Annotated in this window: 16 protein-coding genes; 1 reads left to right on the top strand and 15 read right to left on the bottom strand. The window is 66.3% G+C overall.

Features of this window, described 5'->3' with window-relative positions:
* The first annotated feature begins 4 nt into the window (after positions 1-4).
* A complete protein-coding gene (locus C7G42_RS36265) occupies positions 5-448 on the top strand; it encodes a DUF6894 family protein (RefSeq protein WP_349627538.1) in 444 nt (147 codons plus the stop codon).
* Positions 449-506: 58 nt separating this feature from the next.
* On the opposite strand, the gene C7G42_RS28980 is transcribed toward C7G42_RS36265, so the two are convergent.
* From C7G42_RS28980 to C7G42_RS28910, 15 genes are all read right to left on the bottom strand, one after another.
* Complete coding sequence (locus C7G42_RS28980) at positions 507-992, bottom strand: hypothetical protein (RefSeq protein ID WP_106952335.1); 486 nt, start codon at positions 990-992, stop codon at positions 507-509.
* A 178-nt stretch (positions 993-1,170) separates the two neighbouring features.
* Positions 1,171-1,797 (bottom strand): FMN-dependent NADH-azoreductase, encoded by a 627-nt coding sequence (locus C7G42_RS28975; protein ID WP_106952334.1) that lies wholly within the window; start codon positions 1,795-1,797, stop codon positions 1,171-1,173.
* 3 nt (positions 1,798-1,800) lie between these two features.
* Positions 1,801-3,375, bottom strand: a complete 1,575-nt coding sequence (locus C7G42_RS28970) for an isochorismatase family protein (protein ID WP_106952333.1) — start codon at positions 3,373-3,375, stop codon at positions 1,801-1,803.
* Positions 3,376-3,396: 21 nt separating this feature from the next.
* On the bottom strand, positions 3,397-4,245 hold the full coding sequence (locus tag C7G42_RS28965) for an N-acyl homoserine lactonase family protein (protein WP_094891173.1): 849 nt from the start codon (positions 4,243-4,245) through the stop codon (positions 3,397-3,399).
* A gap of 30 nt (positions 4,246-4,275) precedes the next feature.
* A complete protein-coding gene (locus C7G42_RS28960; RefSeq protein ID WP_106952332.1) occupies positions 4,276-5,160 on the bottom strand; it encodes an amidohydrolase family protein in 885 nt (294 codons plus the stop codon).
* Complete coding sequence (locus C7G42_RS28955) at positions 5,157-6,278, bottom strand: vWA domain-containing protein (protein WP_106952331.1); 1,122 nt, start codon at positions 6,276-6,278, stop codon at positions 5,157-5,159. Before C7G42_RS28955 ends, C7G42_RS28960 begins: the two co-directional genes overlap by 4 nt.
* Entirely contained in the window at positions 6,275-7,156 is an 882-nt protein-coding gene (locus C7G42_RS28950) for an AAA family ATPase (protein WP_106952330.1), read from the bottom strand. Before C7G42_RS28950 ends, C7G42_RS28955 begins: the two co-directional genes overlap by 4 nt.
* 10 nt (positions 7,157-7,166) lie before the next feature.
* Complete coding sequence (locus tag C7G42_RS28945) at positions 7,167-8,189, bottom strand: xanthine dehydrogenase family protein molybdopterin-binding subunit (protein ID WP_106952329.1); 1,023 nt, start codon at positions 8,187-8,189, stop codon at positions 7,167-7,169.
* A gap of 1 nt (position 8,190) precedes the next feature.
* A complete protein-coding gene (locus C7G42_RS28940) occupies positions 8,191-9,783 on the bottom strand; it encodes a xanthine dehydrogenase family protein molybdopterin-binding subunit (RefSeq protein ID WP_106952328.1) in 1,593 nt (530 codons plus the stop codon).
* 8 nt (positions 9,784-9,791) lie between these two features.
* The gene (locus C7G42_RS28935; protein WP_094974130.1) at positions 9,792-10,268 is read right to left on the bottom strand and encodes a (2Fe-2S)-binding protein; all 477 of its coding nucleotides are present in this window, start codon (positions 10,266-10,268) and stop codon (positions 9,792-9,794) included.
* 5 nt (positions 10,269-10,273) lie between these two features.
* On the bottom strand, positions 10,274-11,092 hold the full coding sequence (locus tag C7G42_RS28930) for an FAD binding domain-containing protein (RefSeq protein ID WP_106952327.1): 819 nt from the start codon (positions 11,090-11,092) through the stop codon (positions 10,274-10,276).
* A gap of 2 nt (positions 11,093-11,094) precedes the next feature.
* Positions 11,095-11,538 carry an SRPBCC family protein gene (locus C7G42_RS28925; RefSeq protein WP_106952326.1) on the bottom strand — a complete coding sequence of 148 codons (444 nt, stop codon included), beginning with the start codon at positions 11,536-11,538 and terminating at the stop codon, positions 11,095-11,097.
* Between the two features lie 2 nt (positions 11,539-11,540).
* Positions 11,541-11,978 (bottom strand): SRPBCC family protein, encoded by a 438-nt coding sequence (locus C7G42_RS28920; protein ID WP_106952325.1) that lies wholly within the window; start codon positions 11,976-11,978, stop codon positions 11,541-11,543.
* A 9-nt stretch (positions 11,979-11,987) separates the two neighbouring features.
* On the bottom strand, positions 11,988-14,891 hold the full coding sequence (locus tag C7G42_RS28915) for a flotillin family protein (RefSeq protein ID WP_106952324.1): 2,904 nt from the start codon (positions 14,889-14,891) through the stop codon (positions 11,988-11,990).
* Positions 14,892-14,917: 26 nt separating this feature from the next.
* Positions 14,918-15,751, bottom strand: a complete 834-nt coding sequence (locus tag C7G42_RS28910) for a phosphoenolpyruvate hydrolase family protein (RefSeq protein WP_106952323.1) — start codon at positions 15,749-15,751, stop codon at positions 14,918-14,920.
* Positions 15,752-15,753 lie beyond the last annotated feature (2 nt).

The raw sequence follows: 15,753 nt of genomic DNA, 5'->3' as shown, positions 1-15,753 counted from the left end.
AACGATGGCCACAGGCGAAATCGCTGAAGTCTGCGATTGCCCTACGCAAAGAATGGGGTCCTTTGAGACTTGCCTGATTTTCCCGGATTTGATCCGGGTCAAGATTTCGACCGGCGAGACCATTATGATTCGATTTTCCGGTTCGCCGCGGGCCACCCCAAGCCTCGGCAGCTCCTTTTCCCGGGATGATGGCGTCAAACGAGCCGCGCGAAGGCGCGAGAAAGAGTTCATGCCCAGATATTATTTCGACATGAAGGACGGTGTCCCCGCCCGGGACCGGTCTGGACTGGAACTGGTGAGCGATGGCGCCGCCATCGCGCACAGCAAGAGCTTGGCCGACAAGACGCGCAGAGATAAGCCGAAAGGCCATCCCGACTTGCGGGTCGTCGTCATCGATGAGAACGGCCGGGAAGTCCACCGCGAGCGAATTTATCCAGACGCCACCTGATCATTGGCCCGCCGCCACGCGAGCCGGGACCGCGATCATTCGGCCCGGCTCGGCCGCATTATTTCTTCTTGCCGCTTTCGGATGGCGAAAAAATCTGATTGGCGGGCGGTTGCCCGCCGGTCGGAACGGAGATCGTAATGAAACCGCGTCCCATCGAGGCGTGACAGGCGTTGCAGCCGTCGGTCAGCCCGCGCATGGAAACGGCGAACTTGCGATTGTCTCCCGCCGCGATCGCGTCGGCGATCGAGAGCAGCGGCTCCTTCATCGTGGTCACGTTGCTGATCGGAATTGCCGGGTAAAAAATGGCCGCTTCGGCCAAGCTGTTGGTCAATTGGCGCAATTCATACGCGGCGAGGTCCCAGTTTCCTGCCTTGCCTGCATGCCACAACTTGAGATGCTGAAGTTGGGCCATGCTCATGACCTCGACGAGGCGAGGCGCTGCTTGTTTGCTGTTCGCGGAGGGCGGAAAGTCGGACTGGGCAATCGCGGCTGAGACCGCACCTGCCGAGATCACCAGAGCCGCGCACCAATTCTTCAGCGTCATCCGACCATTCCTTGCTGATTGGAAGCCTGAATATCAGGACCACGCTCCGTGCTCTTGCGGTGAATCAATCCTGCTGCGCTCGCCCGTCTGGGCCGGACCAGCTTCTGGCCGGTCTGCGAAGCTTTTGCGCAAGCCTCAGCACAAGGCCTCCCCGGACGGGGCCGCCGCTCCCGAGTGCTCAAAAATTCGTGGCCATTGCGGCCAGACGTCGATGGGCCCTGTCCCGCGCAGCCTCGATCGGCTGCTGCGGTCCGGTGGTCGGGCCGATCGGCACGAAACGGACATTGTCGATGCCGATGAAGCGCAGGATGTCGCGAAGGTAGGGCGTCGCCATGTCGATGCGGCCGCGGTTCATGCCGGTGGCAAAGTCGCTGCCGCTGGCGAGAATCACCAGCGTCGGCCGGTCCTTGAGCAGCGGCAGATAGCCCTGTGCGGGGTCGAACCGGAACGTCAGCCCGGGCTGCACGATGATGTCGAACCACTGCTTGAGCTTGTAGGGAATGCCGAAGTTCCACATCGGCGTCGAGATCAGCACGCGATCGGCCAACGAGAACCGCAGCGCCATCCGCTCGGCCTCGGCAAAGCTGTCGCGCTGCGCGTCGTTGAACGCTTGCCCGTTCAGCCGGGCATATTTGGCCTCGACGATCGGGCCCGAGAATTCCGGCATCCGCTCCCGCCAGAGGTCCATGACGTCGAGGTCCCAGTCGGGCCGGGCCTGGCGAAAACCGTCAAGAAAGACGCGCGCGCCGGCGGTCGATTCTGAGTCGGCGCGGGGCGAGCAGGAGAGGTGCAGGAGCTTTGCCAACGCTCATCCCAGCGCTTTGATGACGGCGTCTGACCTCGTGACGATCGCGACGTTCTGCATGGCGAAGTTGATCGAGGCATTGTGCCAGTCGGCATTCATGGTCGAGCAGCAATCCTCGGGCACGATCATGAAGTAACCCTTGTCGGCCCCGGTGCGGGCGGTGTGCTCGACCGACATGTTGGTCCAGGCACCGGTGTTGATGATCATGTCGCGCCCGGTCGCCTTGAGGATGGTCTCCAGCCGCGTGCCTTCCCAGGCGCTCATCCGCATCTTCTCGACGACGAAATCGCCTGGCCGCGGTTCGAGGCCGGAAACGGGCGCCGCGCCCCAGCTGCCGCGCACCATCGCCTTGCTGTCGACCAGACCCTCGAACAGCGGCGCGTTCAACGTCACGCCGGGTGCCCCGGGCTCGACGACGAACCAGACGTGAATGATGGCGACGCCGCGGGCCCGCGCGGTCTCCGCGAGGCGGCGGACATTCTCGACGACGTGCTGCTGCTTCGCATGCCCCGGTGCTCCTGACTCGGCGAAAGCGCCGCCATCCATGATGACGTCGTTCTGGAGGTCCTGGATAATCATGGCACAGCGCTGCGGATCGAGCCGCATGTCGCCGTCGGCGAGGATCGGCGCCGCCGGCGAGGCGCTTGCCGCCTGGCCGCCGCCGCTTCGCCGGCCAGCCATATAGGGCTCATGCCGCGGGCCGACTTTGGTCGGAATGGCGTAGACCGAATGCGTCGCGGTCAGATACAGCGTTCGGAAATCCGGTCCGCCCCAGGCGAGGTTGGCGACCATCTCGGGCACGCGGACCTTGCCGAGCAGCTCGCCGCGCGGCGAATAGACCCAGACGCCGCCGGGCGCGGTGACCCAGACATTGCCATGCTGGTCGCATTTCATGCCGTCGGGCAGGCCGGCCTCCAGCTCGGAACGGATGCCGCTTGCAAACACCCGCGCATTCGACAGCGAACCGTCGGCGTTGACGTCGAAGACGCGGATCAGCGCCTGCACGGTGTCGTTGACATAGAGCAGCGTCTCGTCCGGCGAGAAGCACAGGCCGTTCGGCTGGTCGAACAGATTGCGCTCGACCACGAGCGCCGGTTCGCCGCCGGGCTGGACGCGATAGACGCCCTGAAAGCCGAGCTGGCGCGGCCGCTCGACGCCGTAGACCGGCATGCGGCCGTACCAGGGATCGGAGAAATAGATCGCGCCGGAGGAGTGCACGCAGACGTCGTTCGGGCTGTTCAGCTCCTGTCCCCTGAAATGCGAAGCCAGCACCTCGCGCCGCCCGTCCGGCCGTTCGCGGATCAGCGACGATGTCGCGTGCTCGCAGACGATCAGATTGAGCTCGGCATCATAAGTCATGCCGTTGCACTTGTTCGAGGGACGCTTGACCTCGGCCACACTGCGCCGCGCGTCCCAGCGACGGCGGACGTCGCCCGGCATGTCCGAGAACAGCAGATAGTGATCGACCGGATGCCAGATTGGCCCCTCCGTGAAGTCGAAGCCGGTGCCGACCTGCGCGACCGGCGCGTAGGGGTCGACCAGGGTTTCGAATTCGCTTCGCAAGGTGACGTGCGTCATCGGTCGATCCCTCCGATCATCTCAGGCCGGGAACCAGTTGCGCGCGGGCAGGGACTGCACGATCGGTCCGGGGACCTGATCGTGCAGGCGCCCGACGACGTTGCCGCCTTCGATCTTGGCGGGACGGTCGTGCACCGGCAGCAGATAGCGCGAATTGCTCAGCAGCTTCTTGATCGAGGCCTTCTCGGCGCGCTTGCTGGTGCCATGGTTGCCCGTCGTGCGCGGCTCCCAGTCGTTGATCTCGTTGAAGGGCGTCACGATCTGGTCGTTGAAGTCGTAGATCACGTCGCCGCAGATCGTCGCGATGCCGTCGGCGGTCTCGACGATGACGTTCATCGAGCCCTCGGTGTGTGCGTTGGCGGCGTCGCAATAGACGCCGGGCATCAACTCGATCGGGCCGGTGATCTCGAGGTCGAGGAAGCGCAGCGCGCTCTTGGTGTGCAGGCGGTCGATCAGGTGCTTGATGTCGGGCGCCGGATATTGCGGGTGCATCAGGCCGGAGACGGAATATTCGAGCTCCTTGCGGTTGAGCACGACGGTCGTGTTCATCGGGAACAGATCGTCCTTGCCGGCATGGTCGATGTGCAAATGGGTGTGGCAGACGAAGCGGACGTCGCCCATGCGCACGCCATGGCGCGCAAGCTGGTTCTCGATCATGTTCTCGTGGTACTGCAGTCCGCGCATGCCCAGCGTCTCCATGATCTGGTTGGAGCGATAGCCGGTGTCGACCACGACCGGATATTTCCCCCCGAGGATCAGGAAGCCCAGGGTGAGGACGCGGCGGGTGCGGCCGCAGTCGCGGCCGAGCACCAGAAAGCTCGATTCCAGCTCGATATCGCCATAGTCCAGGATCTTGATCTCCAGCGCCATTCGTTGCCCTCCCTGTCTGTTTCTTGGCTGTCAAAGCCGGTAGACGCGCGTCGCGGTCGTCCTGAAGATGGCGTCCTGCTGCTCCGCGCTGAACGGCGCGGCCGCCGCGCGAAAGGCGCCGACGAGCTCGCGATAGCTGGTCCACAATTTCTCGATCGGGAAATTGGAGCCGAACAGGCAACGCTCGGCGCCGAAGATCGCGACGGTGTCGGTGAGCACGGCGGCAATGTGTGCGGGATCGTTGCGATGGACGAAGGTGCCCAGCCCGGACAGTTTGGAGACGATGTTCGGGCAGGCGGCGAGCCGGGCCATCCCGCTGCGCCAGGCGGCGCGGCCGGAAGGCGAGAGATCCTCCAGCATGCCGGCATGCTGGAGGACGAAGGTCACGTCGGGGCAGGCCTCGGCCAGCGCAGCGGCGTCCGGCATCTGCGGGGTGAAGACCTGCAGGTCGAAGCTCCAGCCGTAGTCGGCGAGACGGGCGACGTTACGGCGGATCATCGGATCGGCGCAGAGATCCGCCCGGGCCGCAAAGCGGTACAACGGGTTCTCGTGCCAGTGCAGCTGCATGCGCACGCCGCGCACAAGTGGATAGCGCTTCAGGCGATCGAGCTGCGGGCGTACGTCGTCCACGGCAAGATCGGCATAGGCGACGATCGCGTGCGGCCAGCCGTGCTCGTCCGCTGTCCGTTGCACCCAGGCCGCCTCGTCCTCGAAGCGGTCGTTGGCCCAGTTGGTCTGCACATAGACCGATCGCGTGACGCCGCTGCCCTGGAGGTCATCGAGATATTCCTGGATCGGATAGTCGCGACGGATCGGTTCATACGGCCCGAAGATGCGCGGCTGCATGGGGCCGGTCAGCCAGGGCAGGTCGGCCTGCCGCCAGATATGATGATGGCCGTCGACAATGCCGGTCACGCCGCTCTCCTTCGTCCCAATGCCAGAATATGGGCGACGATCGATCCGCTCGAACCGCCGTCCACGAGATCATCGACGAAGCGCTCGATCGCGACGAGCGCTTCGGTCTGCGGTCGGAAACCAGGGCTCGTCGCCAGCGGCGTCAGCCAGCTCAGGCGCCAGGCCCGCCGAGACAGCTTCGCGACGGCGTCGCGAAGTGCGTCGGTCTCGCCGCGCTCGAGTCCGTCGGAGACGATCACCACCGCGGCCCCGCGGGCGTATCCGCCGAAGCGAGGCACGGCGAGGAACGCTTGCAGCGCATCGCCGATGCGGGTGCCGCCGTCCCAGTCGCTGACCAGATGCGAGGCGGCGTTCATGGCCTGCTCGCGGCGCTTCAGCCGCAGCGGGCGGGTGATGCGGGTCAGCCGCGTGCCGAAGGTAAAGACCTCGACACTTGGGGCCGCCTGCACCAGCGCATGCGCGAGCTTCATGTTCTCTTCGGTGCGGCTCTTCATCGAACCGGAGACGTCGATCAGCAGCAGCATCTTGCGCGGGCGCTGGCGCCGCTTCATGTGGCCGAGCCGCAGTATCTCGCCGTCGCTGCGGACAGAGTCGCGCAAGGTGCGGCGGAGATCGGCAAACGGCCCGCGGCGGGCACGCATGCGGCGATGCCCGCGCCGTCGCGGCAGGCGCCGCGGCGCCTCCCGCGCCAGCCGGCGCAATGCATCCGCGCTCGATGTCGCCCCAAAGCGGCGCTCGACCAGCGCCTCGCTTCGGCTCGCGGTGAGACCGGACTCGTTGGCGTCGTCGGCGAGCAGCGGTTCCTCATCACCGCGGCCTTCCTCTTGAAGCCGGACGGTCTCGTCGTCTTCGCCGTCCTGGGTACGCTCGATGGCCTCGCTGCCGCGGAAATGCAGGTCGAACAGCCGATCGAAGGTCGCGCGACGTTCGGGCGGGGGAGCCAGCGTCGCCAGTGCGGCTTGCCTGATGTGCTCGATGCTGCGCGGGCCGAGCAGCTCGATCGCGGCCAGGAACGTCGTCGTCTGTTCCGGCGCGACGGCAAAGCCGTTCGCGCGCAGCAAGGGTGCAAAGGCGACGAAGATGCGCGCGGCGCGCGGGAGCTGCGGCTCGGCGGTCATGCAGTCACCTCCGCGAGCATGGCATCGAGCCGCGGCGAGATGAAATGCAGATCCTCCTCGTCCTTCAGCGCCACCCCGATCGAGCGCTTGAACGCATCCGGCCAGCGCGCGCCGCCGTTATGCAGCAGCGTCGCCGCCTCCGCCCAGTCGACGGCCTCGGCAATGCCGGGCGCCTTGCTCAGGGGCTCGCGCCGCAGTTTCTCGACGGCCGCGACGACGGCGCGAGCGGTGGCCTCGGCGACGCTGGAGGCGCGCATCATGATGATCCGCGCCTCGCGCTCCGCGGTCGGGTAGTCGATCCAGTGATAGACGCAGCGACGGCGCAAGGCCTCGTGCAGATCGCGCGTCCGGTTCGACGTCAGCACGACCACGGGGCGTTCGGTCGCGCGCACCGTGCCACGCTCGGGAATCGAGATTTGGAAGTCGGAGAGGAACTCCAGCAGGAAGGCCTCGAACTCCTGATCGGCGCGGTCGATTTCGTCGATCAGCAGCACGGTGGAATCGGGCGCGCGGAGCGTGGCCAGCATGGGACGCTCGATCAGGAAGGTCTCGCCATAGATGTCGATGCTTTCGTCGCCGGCCTGGCGTATCGCCAGCATCTGGCGCGGATAGTTCCACTCGTAGAGTGCGGCAGAGGCGTCGATGCCCTCGTAGCACTGCAGGCGGATCAGGCGCCGGCCGAGCACGGCAGCGATCGCTTTGGCGGCCTCCGTCTTGCCGACGCCCGGCGCGCCTTCGAGCAGCAGGGGCTTGCCGAGCGCGAGGCCGAGATAGGCTGATGTCGCAAGGCCCTCGTCGGCAAGGTAATAGGCCGCGCGCAGCGCCTTCTCCAGGGCCTCCGGGCTGTCGATGCCGACGATGTTGCTGCGAACCGCCACGGCCGATTCCCTAGCGCCGCGCCTGCGGCCGCGCGCCGCCCTGGGCCTTGATCGCGCGCAGCACCTTTTCGGGCGTGATCGGCAGGTCGTCGATGCGCACGCCGACGGCGTTGAAGATCGCATTGGCAACGGCCGGCAGCACCGGGTTGGCGCACATCTCGCCGGGGCCTTTGGCGCCGAACGGACCATCGGGAGCGGGGCGCTCCAGCACCGCGATATCGTGCGGGCAGATGTCGCCGGGCCCGGGCATCAGATATTCGACGAAGTCGCGGGGGCCGTGAACGGGATCGGGATAATAAGGCTCCGGAGTCTCGTAGAGCGCGTGGCTGACGCCCATCCAGGCGCCGCCGACCAGCTGCTGCTCGACCAGACGTGGGTTGAGCGCGCGGCCGAGCTCGTAGGCCGAGTCCATCCGCACCATCGCGACCTCGCCGGTCTCGTCGTCGACATCGACCTCGGCGACCAGGCAGGCATGGGCGTAACAGGTCGCAGGCGACATCTCGCCGGTCTCCGGATTCACTTCGGAGAGCGGAACGAGAAAGATGCCGCGGCCCGAAATGGTCTTGCCCTGCTTGAACTGCGCGGCAATCGCGACGTCCTTGGTCGAGATTGAGCGATGCGGCGCGCCCTTGACATGGATGTTGCCGCGGCCGTCGGTTTCGAGATCGGCAGCGTTGACTTCGAGCTCCTCGGCTGCGGCCTCCATCATGACGCCGCGCGCTTCGCGAGCCGCGGCCATCACGGCATTGCCGACGCGATGGGTGCCGCGCGAGGCGAACGAGCCCATGCAATGCGGGCCGGTGTCGGAATCCGCCGTGTCGACATAGACATCCTCCACGGGAACGCCCAGCGTCTCGGCACAGATCTGCCGCGTCACCGATTTCATGCCTTGGCCAAGGTCGATCGACGACAGTGCCACCGTGAACTTGCCGCTCGGATTGGAGTGAACCAGGGCCTGGCTAGGATCGCCGCCAAGGTTCATGCCGATGGGATAGTTGATCGACGCCATGCCGCGTCCGCGATGCCGGGTCATGTCAGCGTCTCCTGGTGCCGAACACCGACGAGAACCGGGTCGCGCCGTGGGATGGTGCGGCCGGACGCGGCGGGGGAGGCGGCGGTGTCGGTGGGGGCGGATCACGCGGTGGCTCCCGCGTTGCAGTCACCGGCGCGCGGTCATAGCTCGTGCGCTGCTGTGCAGGCGCAGCCGGACGGCTACGGGAATCCGTCGGCGTCGGTGGAATGGCAGCGCGGCTGCCGCCGCCGTCCTTGCGCGAAGAAGCGCGCTTGAACTCGTCGCGGATCGGCCATTTTGCTTTCTCGGCGGCGACCTGAACGCATTCGATCAGCGCGGTGTTCTTGGCCTCGCGTCGGTGCGCCTTCATGTCGCCGTCGCGATAGGCGTTGAGAATGCGGAACTCCATCGGGTCCATGCCGACGAGGTTCGCGAGCTTGTCCATCTGGCACTCGATCGCAAAGTCCATCGCGGTGACGCCGAAGCCGCGCATGGCGGTCGCGGGCGTGCGGTTGGTGAAGACGCAGTAGACGTCGCCATAGACGTTCGGGATGGTGTAGGGGCCCGGCAAATGTGCCGCGCACTTCACGGCGGCGTAGCTCGACAGCCGCGTATAGGCGCCGCTGTCGAAATAGGCGTGGATCTTGCGGGCGACGATGCGGCCGTCACGCATCACGCCGTCCTTGATGTAGATCCGTTCGGCGCCGCGAGGAGGGCCGTACTGCATCTCCTCCTCGCGCCCGAACACGTAGCGCACGGGGCGTCCCGTCAGCATCGCGCCAAGGATGGCGAGCGGCTCGGTCAAGGTGTCGACCTTGCCGCCGAAGCCGCCACCGACGGTGCCGCCGATGAAGTGGAAGGTGTTGGAGGGCACGTCCAGAATCTTGGCGCAGGTGTCGACCGAGAAGAACAACGCCTGGGTCGAGGTGTAGACGACGTAGCGGCCGTTGGTGTCGGGCGCCGCAATGGCGCCGTTGGTCTCGGTCGGCGCGTGCTCGATCGGCGACATCTGGTAGCGTTGCTCCAGAACGTGATCGGCACTCGCGAGCGCCGCATCGGCATCGCCGAAGCGCAGGCGCTGATGGTCGTAGGCATCGTGATAGATGAACGCATTCTTCGGATAGGTCTCATTGACCACGGGCGCGCCGGGTTTCAACGCATCCTCGACGTCGAATACGGTCGGCAGGGGTTCGTAATCGACTTTGACCTTCGCAATGGCCTCGAACGCCTCGCGCTCGCTGTCGGCAACGATGGCGAGGATCGGCTCGCCCTTGTAGCGGACCTTGTCGACCGCGAGCGACGGCTCGTCGTCCTTGCCGAAGTTGATCAGGCTGAGCAAGGTGTTGAGATTGACCGGCACATCGGTGCCACGGATGATGCGACGCACGCCGGCCGAACGTTCGGCCTCGGCCGTATCGATGCGGCGGATCTTTGCATGCGCCTGTGTCGAGCGTACGACCTTCAGGTGCAGCATGCCCTGCAGCTTGTGGTCGTTGAAGTAACTCGACGTCCCCGTGACATGGCCGAGCATGTCCTGACGCTGGGTACCCTTGCCGATTTCATTGAGATTATCGTCGCGCTCGTCGGCGAAGATGTCCTTGCGAAGTTCCAGCATGGTTGACCTCAGGCGCTGACCCGGCCGCCGGCGGCGGCCAGGATGGCGTTGATGATCGGCTCGTAGCCGGTGCAGCGGCAGATATTGCCGGAGATGGCCTCGACGACTTCGTCGCGGCTCGGCGAGGGATTGCGGTCGAGCAGCGCTTTTGCCGCCATCAGCATTCCTGGCGTGCAATAGCCGCACTGGGCCGCGAAATGGTCGGCGAAGGCGCGCTGCAGCGGGTGCAAATTCGGGCCCTGCTTCATGCCGTCGAGCGTCTCGATCGAACGACCGCCCACGGTCTCCGCCAGCGTCAGGCAGGAGAGATGAAGCTCGCCGTCGATCAGAACGCTGCAGGTGCCGCAGCCGCCCTGGCCGCAGCCGAATTTCGGCGTCATGTCGCCGATCAGCTCGCGGAGCGCGACCAGCAGGTTGGTGCCGCCATCGACAAAAATCGCGACGTCGCGGCCGTTGTGACGAAATTGCAGGGGGATCTTGGACATGGGCTCTATTCCTGTCCCGACAGCAGGCGTCGCAGATAGACGCCGACGATCTCGCGGCGATACCAGGCGCTGCCGAGCGCGTTGTCCGATGGCGATGTTCCCTCGGCTGCGGCGGATGCGGCCGCCGCAATGGTCGTGGCATCCAGCGAGCGGCCCTCGAGCGCACGCTCGGCGGCACGGGCGCGGATCTGGGTCGGCGCCATCGATCCCAGCGCGATCCGGGCGCCCGCAATCCGGCCGCCACTGATCGGCAGATGCGCCGCCAGCGTGACGACCGAGCCGCCCTTCGGCTTGATGCGGGCGATCTTGCGATAGCGGAATGCCTCGCTGCTCGCCGGCCGGGTGCAGGAGACCGACAGCACCAAGGTTCCAGCCTGCCGGTCGCGCGCCTGCAGAAACTCTTCGATCGGGATGTCGCGTGAGCCAAAGCCGCCCGCGACCGCGACGGTGGCATCGAGTGCCAGCAGCGCCACGGTGAAATCGCCATAGGGACTGGGTGCGAAGAGATTGCCGCCGACCGTGCCCATGTTGCGGACGGCGGGACCGCCGATCGAGCGGGCGGGCGCGTGCAGGAAGGCGAGGTCGCGCTCGGCAAGGACGCGCGCGAAGGTAACGCCGGCGCCGAGCGTGACGCGCGGGCCGGAGGCGTCGATCCGGGTCAGCGCCTGGTCCTGGGCGCGGATGACGGTCGCGATCGCAACATCGCCCTCGTTCAGCGCGCGCATCACCAGCGTGCCGCCGCCGAGATAGCGCGCGCTGCGGTCAGAGGACAGCGCGCCGGCCGCCTCGCTCACGCTTGCATACGTCTTCACTGTCACGGCCATGATTATGCGGCCTCCTTCAGATGGCGGCGGATCGCCTCGAACCCCGCCTGATAAATGTCTTCGGCCACCATATGCGTGATGCGGTCGCGATCTTCCGGCCTGGTGGTGAAGCGCGACTCCCAGTGCCAGAAGGTGCGGTCGCCGTCGGTGACCGGCAGCAGCCGGACATGGGCGACGTAGTTGAACATCGGCATCGGCGTATCGAGCAGGCAATAGCTGAAGGACTGTTCAAGGTCCGACAGCGCCAGTAACTGCTCGCGCAGCTCGGAGCCGTCGTTGAGCTTGAACCGCCTGATGCAGCCGATCTTGTCGGAGGACTGCGCGCGCTCGATCGAGGACGTCGCGACGACCGGGTGCCAGCGATCGTGCCCGTTGAAATCGCGCAGCATGGTCCACACCAGTTCGGTCGGTGCGTCCAAGATCGTGCTCTTGACGACATGCGGCACGGCTAGCCTCCGAACACGCGCTTGAGCGCATCGAACCCGCCCTGGAATACGCCGCCGCCGATGTTGCCGACGAGCTCGGCCTCGCGCTCCGGCGCGCAGTCGAATTCGGCGGTCCATTCCATGAAGGTCTGGTCGCCGTCGGTGACGGGTGTCAGCCGTAGCGTTGCGACGTAGTTCTCGACACCCATCGGAGATTCCAGGATCGAATAGGTGCAGAACATGTCGTAGTCGGAGAGGCCAAGCAGCTTTTCGCGGATGCGATCGCCGTTTCGCAGGCGAAAATCCCGCACACAACCGATCTTGTCCGAAGGCTCGCCGCCCTCGATGCGGCTTTCGGCGATCGCCGGATGCCAGTTCGGCAGGCCGTTGAAATCGCGGACCCGCGCCCAGACGCGGTCGTTGCGGGCATTGACGACGGTGGAGACGTAGACGCGAGCCATGGTGCGACCTCAGCTCTTCTTCTTGGGCCCGGCCGGCGGCTCGCCACCTTCGGCCGAGGGGGCTGGCGAGGCTGCCGGCTTGTCGCCGCCACCGCCGCCGCCCTTGCGCGCGGCTTCCTTGATGCCCTGCATGTCGCGCGCTTCGCGGATCAGGCCCGGCATCTTGGAGAGGCTGCCGCCTTCGACGCCGATGTCGGCGAGGATCGAATCGATCAGCGGCGCCTGGACGCGATAGCGCAGGGCCGAATCGATGACCTCGTCGGTGGCACTGCGGCCGCCATTGCCGCCATTCCCGTTGCCGTTGAGGCCGTCGACCTGGAGGATGCGGATGCCCTCGATCTTCTCCATCGGCTTGACGCTCTCGCGCACGATACCCTCGATCCGGTCGAGCAGCTTGCGGCGGAACAGCGAATAGCGGGCTTGATCGGTCAGCACGTTCTCGGCTTCGTTGAGCATCCGCTGCGCCTCGGCCTCGACGGTGGCGCGCACGCGCTCGGCCTCGGCTGCGATCCGGGTTTCCTCGGCCTGCTTCTCCGCCAGCAGCACCTCGACCGTCTTGCGCCGCTTGGCGATCTCGCTCTCGCGCGCGGTGACGACGCGCTCGGTGGCTTCGGTCGCGCGCATCCGCGCTTCCTCGGCCGACGCCTTGGCGGCGGACTCTTCCAGGGATTTCGTGTGGATCGCAATCGCCTTCTCCATCAGGACGGTCTCGACCTCCTTTTCGCGATTGACCTCGAGCTTGCGCAGCTCGCGCTCGCGGCCGACGCGGGCCTCGTCGAGGCCCCGATCGGATGCGATCCGCGCGCGTTCGACCTCCTCGCGTGAGGCGATCTCGGCCTCTTGCAAGGATTGCACGCGGGCGACCTCTAGCTGCTCGATCGAACGGCGGCGCTCGATGCGGGCCGCCTCCAGCGCCTGTTCGCGCGAGACGTCGGTGGTCTCGACCTCCTTGCGCGCCACGATCTCGGCCTGCCGAACCTGGCGGTCGGCATCGATCCGCTCGGACTTCTTGGTCGACAGCGCGATGACGCGGTCTTCATCGGCGATCTCGATCGCCTTCTTCTGCTCGATATTGAGCACCTCGCGCTTCTTGGAGGAATTGATGCGTTCGGCCTCCAGCGCCAGATCGACGGTGATGCGCTGGCGCTCGATGGCGTCGCGCCGCTTCAGCTCGGCCGCCTCCAGCACGCCGGTGCGCTCGATCTCGAGCGAGCGGGTGTCGCGCTCGGCCTGGATGCGCTCGGCCGCAACGGCCTTCTCCTGGGCGATGCGGGCCGCCTCGATCGCCTCGCGGGAGGCGATGTCGGCCTCCTCGACGGCGCGGTTGCGGGCGATCTCCAGCGAGCGCACGCGCTCCTCCTGGGCAATGCGTGAGGCTTCCGTGGTCTCGCGCGCGGCGATGCCGGCGACGTCGAGCGCCTGGTTGCGCTCGATCTCCAGCTGCCGCGTGCTCTGCTCGGCGGCGATGCGCTCCGCGGAGAGCGTCCGCTCGCGGGCGATGCGGGCGGCCTCCACCGCGCGCTGCGCGTCGATCTCGGCCTCCTGGATGGTGCGGACCTGCTGGATCTCCAGCGCGCGGGTCCTTTCGTCCGAGGAGATGCGCTCGACATTGACGATCAGCGTCTGGGCGATGCGGGCCTTCTCGGTCGCCTCGCGCGCGGCGATCTCGGCCTCGTCGACGGCGCGGGTGCGCTCGATCTCGCGGCGGCGCGTCTCCTCCTCGTTGGCGATGCGGGCATCGGTGATGACGCGATCCTGCTGGATCCTGGCCTTTTCAACCGCCTCGCGCGCGGCGATCTCGGCTTCCTCGACCGTGCGCATCCGCTCGATCTCGCGCTGGCGCACCTCGCGCTCGGAGGCGATCCGCGTGGTGTCGATCGAGCGCTGGTTGGCGATCCGGGTCTTCTCGATCTCCTCGCGCGCCAGCAGCTCCTTTTCCTCGATGGTGCGGGTCCGCTCGATCTCCTTCTGGCGGGTCTCGCGTTCGGAGGCGATGCGGGCCTCCGCGATCGCCTGGTCATTGGCGATGCGGGCGCGCTCGATGGTCTCGCGCGCGGAGATCTGCGCCTGTTCGGCCTCGGTCTCGCGCAGCGCCCGCTCGCGGGCGACTTCCGTACGCTGGAGCGCGCGCCGCATCTCGATGTCGCGTTCCTGCTCCAGGCGCGCGGTCTCGCTCTCGCGCTCGATCTCCAGCGCCTGCCGCTCGGCTTCCAGATTCCGGGTGCGGATCCTGATCATCGAGTCCTGCTCGATGTCGTTGCGCAGCTTCCGCTTGGCCTCGATGTCCTGCATCAGTTGGGTCAGGCCTTCGGCGTCGAAGCGGTTCGAGGGGTTGAAGAATTCGAGGTCGGTCTGGTCGAGATCGGTGATGGCGACCGATTCCAGTTCGAGACCGTTTTGGGCGAGGGCCTCCGTCGCGTTGGCCTTGAGGCGGGCGACATACTCGCCACGCTGCTCGTGCATCTGCTCCAGCGTCATTTCGGAAGCAACCGAGCGGATCGCCGAGATGAACTTGCCGGCCAGGAGGGCGTGGAGCTGCTCGGGCTCCATGGTGCGGCGGCCGAGCGTGGCGGCTGCGATCGACACGGCCTCGCGGGTCGCCTGCACGCGGACGTAGAAGTCGGCCTCGATGTCGACGCGCATGCGGTCGCGGGTGATCACGGCATCCTGCTTGGAACGCACGATGCCCATCGGCAGCACGTTCATGTTGACCGGCGTGTAATCGTGGATGAACGGCATCACGAAGGCGCCGCCATTGATCACCACGCGCTCGCCGAGGAAACCGGTGCGGACGAACGAAGTCTCCTTGGAGGAGCGGTGATAGAGCCAATTCACGATGTAGACGCCGACCACGATCACGACGACCGCGACGATCAGCCAGAGGATCAATTCACCGACCAGATTGCCCGACATCTTTTCCTCCCTCGTACCCTCAGGCGTTATCGCGCGCCGATCGCCTTGAATTGACGCACCTGTTCCGTCAGCGCCCGTTCCACCGGCAGCCGTTCCATCGAGGAGGCGCCGTAGAAGCCGTGGCAATGGCGGGTATTCTTCATGATGAAATCGGCGTCGGCGGGATCCGCGATCGGGCCGCCATGCGCCAGCACCAGGATGTCAGGATTGACGCTGAGTGCTGCCGAGGCCCAGGTGTCGATCCGCGCCGGGCAGTCCTTCAGCTTTGGTGCCGTCTGCGCGCCGATCGAGCCGCCGGTCGTCAGCCCCATGTGGCAGACGACGATGTCGGCGCCGGCGATCGCCATCGCAGCGGCCTCCTTTTCGCTGAACACATAGGGCGTCGTCAGCATGTCCTTGTCGTGCGCCTTCGCGATCATGTCGATCTCGAGCGCATAGGACATGCCGGTCTCTTCGAGATTGGCGCGGAAGGTGCCGTCGATCAGGCCGACGGTCGGAAAGTTCTGGACGCCGGCGAAACCGAGCGCCTTCAGCTGGTCGAGGAAGACGTCCATGTCGCGGAACGGATCCGTGCCGTTGACCCCTGCAAGCACCGGCGTCCTCGTGACGACGGGCAGCACTTCGCCGGCCATTTCCAGCACGATTGCGTTGGCATCGCCGTAAGCCATCAGGCCAGCGAGCGAGCCGCGGCCGGCCATGCGGTAGCGGCCGGAATTGTAGATCACGATGAGATCGACGCCGCCGGCCTCCTCGCATTTGGCCGATAGCCCCGTGCCGGCGCCGCCGCCGACGATCGGCTCGCCGCGCTTCGCCATCTCGCGAAATCTCTTCAGCAGTGCTGAGCGTTCAAACCTGGCCATCT

Source organism: Bradyrhizobium sp. MOS003 (assembly GCF_003020125.1).
In the GTDB taxonomy this organism is placed as follows: Bacteria; Pseudomonadota; Alphaproteobacteria; order Rhizobiales; family Xanthobacteraceae; genus Bradyrhizobium.
Note: the sequence above shows the minus strand (reverse complement) of the source record. Positions and strands in the feature narration are given on the sequence as shown.

Coding starts and splice junctions, on each gene's coding strand:
- C7G42_RS28965 (WP_094891173.1), bottom strand. CDS start 4,245: ATGGCGCTGGAGATCAAGATCCTGGACTATGGCGATATCGAGCTGGAA.
- C7G42_RS28955 (WP_106952331.1), bottom strand. CDS start 6,278: ATGACCGCCGAGCCGCAGCTCCCGCGCGCCGCGCGCATCTTCGTCGCC.
- C7G42_RS28980 (WP_106952335.1), bottom strand. CDS start 992: ATGACGCTGAAGAATTGGTGCGCGGCTCTGGTGATCTCGGCAGGTGCG.
- C7G42_RS28915 (WP_106952324.1), bottom strand. CDS start 14,891: ATGTCGGGCAATCTGGTCGGTGAATTGATCCTCTGGCTGATCGTCGCG.
- C7G42_RS28910 (WP_106952323.1), bottom strand. CDS start 15,751: ATGGCCAGGTTTGAACGCTCAGCACTGCTGAAGAGATTTCGCGAGATG.
- C7G42_RS28920 (WP_106952325.1), bottom strand. CDS start 11,978: ATGGCTCGCGTCTACGTCTCCACCGTCGTCAATGCCCGCAACGACCGC.
- C7G42_RS28930 (WP_106952327.1), bottom strand. CDS start 11,092: ATGGCCGTGACAGTGAAGACGTATGCAAGCGTGAGCGAGGCGGCCGGC.
- C7G42_RS36265 (WP_349627538.1), top strand. CDS start 5: ATGGCCACAGGCGAAATCGCTGAAGTCTGCGATTGCCCTACGCAAAGA.
- C7G42_RS28935 (WP_094974130.1), bottom strand. CDS start 10,268: ATGTCCAAGATCCCCCTGCAATTTCGTCACAACGGCCGCGACGTCGCG.
- C7G42_RS28970 (WP_106952333.1), bottom strand. CDS start 3,375: ATGACGCACGTCACCTTGCGAAGCGAATTCGAAACCCTGGTCGACCCC.
- C7G42_RS28945 (WP_106952329.1), bottom strand. CDS start 8,189: ATGACCCGGCATCGCGGACGCGGCATGGCGTCGATCAACTATCCCATC.
- C7G42_RS28940 (WP_106952328.1), bottom strand. CDS start 9,783: ATGCTGGAACTTCGCAAGGACATCTTCGCCGACGAGCGCGACGATAAT.